The organism is Haladaptatus sp. R4 (assembly GCF_001625445.1).
Lineage (GTDB): Archaea > Halobacteriota > Halobacteria > Halobacteriales > Haladaptataceae > Haladaptatus.
This window is the reverse complement of record NZ_LWHG01000018.1, coordinates 1-993: the sequence shown is the minus strand read 5'-3', so window position 1 is coordinate 993 and position 993 is coordinate 1. Positions and strand designations below refer to the sequence as shown.

General features: G+C 61.2%; 1 protein-coding gene. It reads right to left on the bottom strand.

Features of this window, described 5'->3' with window-relative positions; translation table 11 throughout:
- The coding region (locus A4G99_RS09415; RefSeq protein ID WP_394337446.1) for an ABC transporter ATP-binding protein at positions 1 to 949 on the bottom strand (949 nt) is incomplete at its 3' end.
- Between the last annotated feature and the right edge of the window lie 44 nt (positions 950 to 993).

Genomic DNA, 993 nt, shown 5'->3' with positions numbered 1-993 from the left:
CGAACGGCGGGTCGGTCTGCACGCACTCGTCGGTCGCGAGCGGACAGCGCGGGTGGTAGGCACACCCCTTCGGCACGTTGATCGGCGCGGGACTCTGTCCCGCGATAGGCCGCATCTCTTCGAGCGGTGCGTTCAGACTCGGCGTCGAATTCAACAGCGCCCGCGTGTACGGGTGCGCCGCGTCGTTCACGATCTCTTCGGAAGGGCCGACTTCCGCCAAATCGAAGGCGTACATCACGGCGAGGCGGTCGGCCAACGCGGCGACGAGCGGCAGGTCGTGGGTGATGAACACCATCGTCAGGTCGTACTTCTCCTGGAGTTCTTTGAGCAGGATCAGGATCGACTGCTGCATCAGCAGGTCCAGCGCCGCCGTCGGTTCGTCCATCACCAAGATGTCCGGATCCAACACCAGCGACAGCGCGATCAGCGCGCGCTGTTGCATTCCACCGGACAGTTCGTGCGGATACGACGACAGCACGCGGTCAGCATCGAGGTAGAGATCGGCGAGCAATTCTCGCGCGCGGTCCATTCCCTCGGCGCGGTCGGCGTCGTGCGCGTCCAACGTATCGTAGAAGTGGTCCTCGATTTTCATTGTCGGATTGAACGAACTCATCGCGCCCTGGAACACCATCGAAATCTGCTCCCAGCGCATCGAGCGCAGTTCCTCTTGGGAGAGTTCGAGGACGTTGACCTCCTCGCCGTCTTCCGGCCGGTAAATCACTTCGCCCTGAAGCAATCCGGGATCGGGAATGGCGTCGAGGATCGTTTCGGCGAACATCGATTTGCCCGACCCGCTTTCGCCGACCACGCCGACGATTTCGTTGCGCTGGATGTCGAGGCTCACGTCGTTCAGGACGTACGATTTACCCTCGTCGTAGGTCACCGACGCGTTCCGAATGCTCAGGATCGGGTCCGATACCTCCGTGACTGTTTCCTGTTGTTGTGACATCATGCTTAGAGCACCTCCGTGCTATCCTCGGATTCTTCCAGCGT